The sequence below is a fragment of the Mycoplasma sp. HS2188 genome, from assembly GCF_025209835.1.
Classification (GTDB): domain Bacteria; phylum Bacillota_I; class Bacilli_A; order Mycoplasmatales; family Metamycoplasmataceae; genus Mycoplasmopsis.
In genome coordinates this window covers 1-9,211 of the sequence record NZ_JAOAOI010000015.1, presented here as the reverse complement: position 1 = coordinate 9,211, position 9,211 = coordinate 1, and the positions used below count along the sequence as shown (strand labels likewise).

General features: G+C 29.4%; 4 protein-coding genes. All 4 read left to right on the top strand.

Going from position 1 to position 9,211, the window contains the following annotated elements:
• Positions 1–119 precede the first annotated feature (119 nt).
• Positions 120–4,616: an AAA domain-containing protein gene (locus N1F73_RS03395; protein ID WP_311733632.1), complete on the top strand. Its 4,497-nt coding sequence runs from the start codon at positions 120–122 to the stop codon at positions 4,614–4,616.
• A gap of 246 nt (positions 4,617–4,862) precedes the next feature.
• Complete coding sequence (locus tag N1F73_RS03390) at positions 4,863–5,987, top strand: hypothetical protein (protein WP_260360112.1); 1,125 nt, start codon at positions 4,863–4,865, stop codon at positions 5,985–5,987.
• A 246-nt stretch (positions 5,988–6,233) separates the two neighbouring features.
• On the top strand, positions 6,234–8,048 hold the full coding sequence (gene topA, locus N1F73_RS03385; protein WP_260360111.1) for a type I DNA topoisomerase: 1,815 nt from the start codon (positions 6,234–6,236) through the stop codon (positions 8,046–8,048).
• A 564-nt stretch (positions 8,049–8,612) separates the two neighbouring features.
• Positions 8,613–9,211 (top strand): hypothetical protein (locus tag N1F73_RS03380; protein WP_260360110.1); only part of this gene is annotated, 599 nt, incomplete at its 3' end.

Below are 9,211 nucleotides of genomic sequence, written 5' to 3'. Positions count from 1 at the left end.
AGAGAGACCCCCCCATATATATAAACAGAGAGCCAAAAGAAAAGCAGTTTTTCAAATTTTAATCGCCTGGAATGGTGTATAATTGAATTAACAAAATGTATATTACCTGCTAACATTTTATACCCCCTAAAAAAACTATTGAAATAGCTAACGTATCGCTTCGTGAAGATGATGAACAAACCTCATCGTATGTCCAGTATTACGATACAGAGGCACTTATTGACCAATTAGGCCAACTAGATGAAAAATATTTTTATAGCAATACAGACGAAAAAGATCAAGCTGCCATCTTGAAAAGAATTAACAAAAAATATCAAGATTTTATTGATCAATATTCAATTAATACACTCTTTTTAAGTATTGGTTTATTGAAATGATATGATGGCGAAACAGAAGATAAATATTATTCTCCTTTAATGTTTGTTCAGACAAATTTGAGTATTAAAAGCAACGCTAAAAGCAAAGGAATTTTTTCACTTTCTTTTGATGAAGAGTCACAATTAGTGCCGAACTATTCGCTATTGAAAAAGTTAAATTATTCTTTTGGTATCAAAATCGATTTACAAGAACTTGAAAAATGTGAAACTAATCATGAAAAATATGAACTTTTAAAAGAAATGCTAACTAATAATTTTCATGATGAACGCTGAGGTTTTTTAGATTTAGTATATTTGGATACATTTAGCTTTTCAAAAATTAATATGTATGCTGATTTAGAACAAAATGAAAACAAAATTGTTGAAAATGAATTTATTAAGTCAGTTTCCAACGAAGAAACAAATGCTACTACAGAATTAGATTTAATAAATGAGGCTAATGTTGAAAGCAAAATCGATATTGCGAATTATTATCATATTTTAGATTCAGACTCATCACAAGAAGTGGCAATTCAAAGTGCTATTAAAGGCAAAAGTTTTATTTTACAAGGTCCACCCGGAACAGGTAAATCACACACGATTACTAATATTATTACTGAGTTATTAGCCAGAAATAAAAAAATTCTTTTTGTGGCGGAGAAAAAAGCTGCCCTTGATGTGGTTTACAATAATTTAAATAAAATTGGCTTGGGTGATTATTCAATTCCTATTCATAGTATTGATTTAGATAAAAAAATTATTTTAAAAAACCTTGCTGATTCATTAGAAAAAGCTGAAAAGCAAATTGTAATTGACCAAAATATATCTAATAATATGGTTAGAGATTACCAAAAAACTGTCAGCTTTTTGAGTGATTATGGTGCTCAGTTATTGAAAATAAGAAAACCATTAAACATAAGTCTATATAAATTGATTGGCCTTTATTACTCTATAAAAAATACTGAAGATTTATTGTTTTCGATCCCGGAGATCAATTCAATTGATGAAGAAAAAATTAATGATCTTAGAGTGTTAATCAATGAATTGGAAAATTATTGTGCTTATTTCAATTTTAGCGTTCAAACTAGCTCGTGATGAGGCAGCAAATGAACTAGAATTACTGAAGAAGAAAAAGAGCGTTTATTTAATAACATTAATTCACTGAGTCAAAATATTGATAATCTGTATCAAAATTTATTGCAATCACACAAATCGTTGACAGTTAATGACCAAAGATTTTGTCAAAATATTTTGTATTTAAAAGATATTTTTGAAAAAACTATCAATATTGACAAATTCAACCAAAAGATCTTTGATATTTCTGATTACAGCGAAGAAATTGACAAATATAGCTTAGCTATTGAAAAAAACAACCGCTTAGAACAATTAAAAACTAAACTAAACTCAATCTTTAAACTTGAAATCGTCAAAGAAGACCTGGTTAAATTCAGAGATTACTTTTTATTAAAAAGCAAAAGTGCATTTCGTTTTTTCAGCCCTAAATGAACATATGTTAAAAAGATAATTAAAAATTATTCCCTAACAAATGATAAGGCTGTAATTGAAGCCAATTTAAATGATTTATTAATCTTTAAACAGCTAAAAGGTGAATTGCTTGAATTAAAAAATTCAATGATAATTAAACCAATCGATTCAAGTGTTGAGATTTTATTCAAAAATAAAGAAATGATTGAGTTGGCAAATATTATTGATGTCAATTCAAATAGGGGTGATTTTAACCTTGATAAAGTTGAATATTTCAAAACATATAACTCAGATATACGTTATAAAAACGATATTCAAAACACCTTAGCGGCAATTGATAAATTTTTGAATAATTTCAATCAAATATACACGAATTTCAATGATAAAATCATTGATTTAACTCAATTGTCAATACCACAATTAAAAGAGATGATGCACAAATTGAATAACGAAAAACATGATCTTAATACTGTGGTAATTATCAATAGAACAATCAGTGATTTAGATAAATTAGGTCTAAGTGATTTTGCTGATAAGATACTTAATTCATCAGCAAAACATAAATTCATGGATATATTTTTAAAACGTTTTTATAAATTATTAGTAGACAAAATTATTCATGATCATTTTGCTCAATTTAATGACTCAAACCTTGAAACTTTTAGAGATATGTTCCTTAATGTTGAACAAAATGTAAGAAAATTAGCGCGAGTTAAGGTGGAAGCTAATTTACTCAATAATATTCCGACAAGCACAGGTCTAGGAAGTCAAAATATTGAGGTCAAAATACTGAAATCTGAAGCAAATAAATCAAGAAAAATAATGCCTTTTAAAAAATTATTTGAAAAAATACCGAATTTGTTACTTCAATTAAAACCGTGTTTAATGATGTCGCCGCTTTCGGTTAGTGCCTATTTAAAAGATAGCGATATTGTTTTTGATACTGTTATTTTTGACGAGGCGTCACAAGTTAAGCCCGAAACTGCCATCGGTGCAATATACAGAGCGAAACAAGTAATTATTGTTGGTGATAGTGAACAATTGCCACCAACAAACTTCTTTAACACAATTGAACAAGATAGCGAAGTTGAAGATTTAGAGCAAAATGCTGTTTCAATTAAAGGTTTTGATTCTATTTTAGACATGGCCAATATCTCTCTTGACACAATCAAATTAAGATGACATTATCGCTCACTTTTTGAAGAGTTAATTTATCCTTCAAATAGGGAAATTTATAATAACTTAATAACATTCCCATCCAAACTTAAACCTAAAAAATTTGAAGGTATAAACAAAATATATGTTAAGGGTTATTTCTTAGATCGTCGCAACGAAGTAGAAGCTGATAAAGTTATAGAATTAGTAAAAAATATTATTTTACAATATGGTATTGAAGCGAGTGTGGGAGTGGTTTGTTTCAATCAAGAACAACAATTATTAATAGAACGCAAAATTGAAAAATTCAAGCACGACCAACCACGCTTTAGCGCCTTTTTCGACAGAGATAAGGTTGACAATTTCTTTGTTAAAAACATTGAAACTGTACAAGGTGACGAAAGAGAATTTATCATTATAAGCTCAGTTTATGGTCCTGATTCAACTGGCAAAATTTCAATGCGTTTTGGACCAATTAACAACGAAAATGGCTATAAAAGACTGAATGTGGCGTTTACAAGAGCCAAACGTGGTCTATTGCTTGTCACTTCGCTTAATTCAGAAGATATTGACCTAAACAGATCAAATTCACGGGGTGTTAGATTTTTAAAAACTTACTTACAAACCGCTGAATTTAGTGTTAACAAATTAGTAGACAATTTAAAACACGATGGTGATTTTGATTCGCTATTTGAACATGAAGTTTATGGAGAGTTAATCAAGCTAGGTTACGATGTGAAAACGCAAGTTGGTAGTTCAGGCTATCGTATTGATTTAGCTGTTGTTGATCCGCAAAATCCGAATAATTACATTTTAGGTATTGAATGCGATGGGGCCACCTACCATTCATCTAAAACTGCGAGAGATAGAGATCGATTAAGACAAGAAGTATTAGAGAAAAGGGGCTGAAAAATTCACCGTATTTGGTCAACTGATTGATTCAGCAATAAAGCAAATCAATTAAACAAATTAAAAAGCATTATTGAGAATATAAAAAGCCCTATCAAATCTATTCAAAATAACGAGGAAAATCAAGAAGAACTATTTAAAGTTGTACGTAAAGCAGAAACTAAAATTGAATTTGATTCATTACCTGATTTTTGAGATGAGTTCTTGATCAAATCGCAAATATCACCTTCACTTGGTGAGCAATATGCACAATCAGTGTTGGAAAAATTAATTATTAAATTTCAAGCATTGCATTTCACGCATTTGAAGAAAATTTTGAATTACTTATTTGATAGAGAAACATATTCAACGATTGTTCAATATCACGCCAATAAAATTTTCGAAGAACTCTCATATCTAGATTTTAAATGGGACGATGATTTTTTAGTTGCTCCTAATTTAGAGCCTAAAGATTTCAAATTTAAAATCAACAAAAAACGCACTCCAGAGACAGTGTATTACTACGAGTATGTTGATTTGATTACTAAGATTATGAACTCTGTTAAAATCATTGATCAATTATCATTAATGCGTCTAATAGTTTCTTACTTAGGTTATAGTTCACTAAACAAAAAAACTATGTATTATTTAATTGAAATAATAGAGAAAATGGTTGATGATAAATATTTAATTTTTGACGAACAAGAAAGCGTCTATAAATCAATAAACTAGGTTAAATATTGAATTTTACCTTTATGCAAATAAATACTAACCGCCAGGTTAGTTTTTTATTTAATTTCTTACGCTAAAGTGAGCTAGATAATTTAAAATTCAATCTAACATCAATGGTAAATATCTAGTTTTGAGTAAAAATATACACAAAAACATGTAAAAATTACCTGTTTTTCGACTTGCTAAGACAAAAATCTCTCGTTTTTTTTTTTTATATATAATCGTTGCATAAAATAAAGGAGAAAAATGAACAAGAAGAAACTATTGTTAACAGCGATTTCAATACCATCTTTTTTGCCTATTGTATCGACTGTTGCTTGTGGCAAAACTGCTAACGAGCAAGAAAATAATGGTGGAAAATCTGAAATTGATCCACAACCAAAGCACCAAATTGAGTATAAAACCAAAACTATAACATTGGCACCAGCAAATGCGGATGAAGATAACAATGCGTCATTTTTAGACGAATTGCGTGCAGTTAGAACACTTGGTGAGGAATATAATAAAATTGCATTGAATATTAATTTAGGTAATAAAAGATTTAGTAAAACATTATCACGTGATGATTTCAATAATTTAATCTTACCAATTGCAGATCAAACAATCACTCTTTCTTTAGATGAAAGTGGCGAAAGAGAACAAATAGAAGTTTTATCACCAACAAATAAAGATGAACTTGACGAAACTGCGTCTTTTTTAAAGACTGAGTTTAATAATTATCGTGTTCCTGAATCATGATTTGTAGGTAAATTAGAAAAATTAGTTCGTGCAGCGGACTCAAAATTTGTTAAAAACGGAAGAGTTAGTCGTCAAAAAGCTATCGAAACTAACAAAACCGCAGAATATGATGCTGTCGTGAATGAAGTGAAAGAATTTTTAAAACAAAACGCACTATTGGCTTTTGCTGATAATATCGATATATCTGAATTTAATTACAATAAAAACGGCGGATGATCATTAAAAATCAAATTGCGTTTAAATGACATCGAAACTGACTTTATCAAACTTGACTTTCAAAAACCTAAAAACTCAAGTCAAAGTGAAGAAGAAATTAAAGCAGAGAATAAAAAACTAAGCTTTACACAAAAAATTAAATCAAAAATTAATGAAAAAATATTAGAGTCAAATTTTGCTACAAAACTTTTAAATAAACTAAAAGTATTTAAAATAGCAATTCTTATTGACGATAATAAACAATTTTCAGCATCAGCTGCCCGCATAATGAGTCCAATTGCGACAGTGCTAGTTAAAAAAGCTGTTCCAATATTACCAAGATTTTTAGTTAAAAAAGTAGTTGATAAATTAGTTATTCCTTCATTGACAAAATTAATAGCCAAAATCGAAACAAAAGCACAATCTAATTTGAGTTAAGTATTTTTGCTCGATTTTGATAATAAAATAAAGCCTAAACACCGTAATCAAAGTTACGGTGTTTTAAATTATTACAATTTTAGAAAAACTTCTTATTAACTATAACAATTGATTGAATAAAATCAATGTAACTGCATATATTGAAGTTATTAAATTTGAGTCTTGATCTCGATTTATTTTTAGTCCATACCTAATATTTATTTTATTTATTAGACAAGCAAACGCAAATGTGATAAATTTATTAGTATGAATAAATTAGTAATAGTAGAGTCACCAAATAAAGTGGCTACGATTAAAAAATATTTAGGTGACGAATACGAAGTTATTGCTTCGGTTGGTCACATCACCAAACTTTCAACCAGATCATCAGGCGATATCGTTATGGGTATAAAAATTAATGAATGAGAGCCAGTGTATATTCTTGATTCAACCAAAAAAACAATCGTTAAAAAACTTACTAGCGCTGTTAAAAAAGCAAGCGAAGTTCTAATTGCAACTGACCCCGACCGTGAAGGCGAGGCAATTGGCGATCACTTAGTACATTTTTTAAAATGTGAAGACAAATATAAACGTATCAAATATAACGAAATTACCAAGGACGCTATTTTAAATGCAATCGAAAAACCTTTAAAACTAGATGAAGCCTTAATTGACGCCCAAAAAGCACGTCGTATGTTGGATAGAATCATTGGTTTCAAATTAAGTAAATTAATGAAACAAAAACTATCAAATTCACCAACTAAACCATCAGCAGGACGTGTACAATCAATTGCACTAAAATTAATTGTGGATCGTGAAAAATTAATTGAAGCATTTGTGCCACGCAAATACCACAAAGCCAATGCACAATTAAGTTCTGATTTAAAAGCAGATTACTACAACGAAAAAAATCCAAGTGGCGAAAAAGATTGAATTTATACAGAAGAAAAAGCTGAAATAGCTAAATTAATCCTTGCTCAACCACAATCATTAATCGTGAGTGATATTAAGCAAAGTCAGAAAAAAATGCCAACTATTACACCACTTAAACAAGCGGTTTTATATAAAAAATCACCATTTTCATCGCAATCAACACAAAGAGCAGCCCAAAGTCTATATGAAGGGTATGGCGATGGTGGTTTAATCAGCTATCCACGTACAGATTCAACGAGATTAAGTCAATACTTTATTGATAATGCTCGTGAGTATATACTAAATAAATATGGCTCAGAGTACGTAGCAAAAGACATTAAAGGTTTTTCAGGAGATCAAGACGCCCACGAGGCAATTAGACCTACCGATATTAGTTTAACTCCTGAAATGGCTAAAGAAAAATTTACTTTAAATAATTACGACTACCAAATTTATAAATTAATTTACGAACACACTTTACAAGCTTTAATTACACCACCTGTTAGAATGTCAAAATCATATACATTTGACAAAAATGGTGTCAAATTTAGACTGGCAACAAGCAAAATTTTATTTAATGGTTATTATGTAGTTAAAGGTGAAAAAGAAGAAATAAGCGACCCTAATTATGAATTGAATCAAGTTGTTAATGTCGCAAAATTCGAAATCACCGATCACCAAACTAATCCACCGGCTAGATATAGTGAAGGTTCTCTAATTGAAGCACTAGATAATATTAAAGTTGGTCGTCCTTCAACATTTGCTTCTACAGTAAAAATTGTTTTAGATAGACAATATGCCGAAAGTATCTCCGGTGCGCTAAAACCTACTGAATTTGGTCGTATAGTTATTGATAAATTAATTGATGCATTCCCTAAAATTATTGAGGAAAATTATACAGCTAGAGTTGAAGAAGAATTAGACTTGATAGCCCAAAGTAAAACTAGCTTAATACCTGTTATGCAGGATTTTTGAGAAAGATTTAATAAGGTTTATGATGAGGCCGAATTGAATATGGAACATACACAAATATCGTATGAATATGCCAACGAAATTTGTCCTTTAGATCAAGGCGATTTAATTATTAGAACCAATCGTTTTGGCAATAAATTTATTGGCTGCAAAAACTTTCCAAATTGTAAATTCGCTAAAAATTATGTCAAAGAATAAAATTATGTCTCACTCGAGACATTTTTATTTTAAAACGTATGCAAAGTGGGTTTAGGTTTTAAAATATTTCATAATATGAGAGCTTCACGAGTTAAATTTCATTATTTTTTTGATTTTCACTTAGGCACTTTTGAAAATTTTTCATATTTTTGCAAAATTTGTTTTTTAATTCAATGGTATATAATAACTTATTCTCTAAAAGTAGAGATCTATCAAATAACGAGCCAAAAGCTTAAATCTACATATATTATTTTGTTAAGTTTTTTAAAAAAATGCATATAGGCAATCTAATCAACTAAGATTAGATATTTTTAAAAATAACTTGTTAAATCGTGCTCTGATATAAGCGTGTAAAAATACTTAATCACATTAAATTGTAGGAGTTCGAAACGAGTTTTTATTTGTTATTTTGTGTTAGAATTTAAGCTAAAATACTTTTATAAGAGAATATTTTTAAAAATATTTATTAGCAAAAAAAAAAAAAAAAAATTATAATTCGTAAAACTGAATATAGTTAGAAATTAATATAAATAGCATCACTTTTTCTAACTAGAAAGAGGGAAAATGAAGAAAAAGATTTTAACAACTCTTGCCACCGGAGCGGTTGCGACGACTACTACCGTCGGTTTAATTGCGATCCTAGAAGCAAGATTAGAAAAAGATATATATCCACAAATTAAACCGGAAGCTTTACTTAAAAAAGTTGGTGAAGTTACTGCTGATGACATAGTTTTTTACTATAAAGATAAAAAAATTGACCCACAAGATTACGGGGTTACTATTTTGTCATACGGTTATAACGACGTTAACGGAGTTGGCGTAGCTGATGTTAAATACAACTTTACAGGTAAAATTAAAAGAAGAGATATCAGTTTAGACTTTGAAACTACTGGTTTTAGAACAGCAAAAGACGATTTAAACGATCCTAATGTTGTAGGATTGGGTGATAAGGATTTAACAGCGGCACACTTTAGCGAAAAAATAAACGAACTAAATCAAGAAGCGGGACAAGATCAAAGCAAATTGCTAAAATTAACAAAAATGTTAATTGGCAATATGTTAAATCAAGATCAGTACGACTATCATTTTAGTGATATCACTTATGATGAAAACGAAAATGTAACATTCCGTGTAAGAGCGACTTACAAATTAGAGCCAAAAGA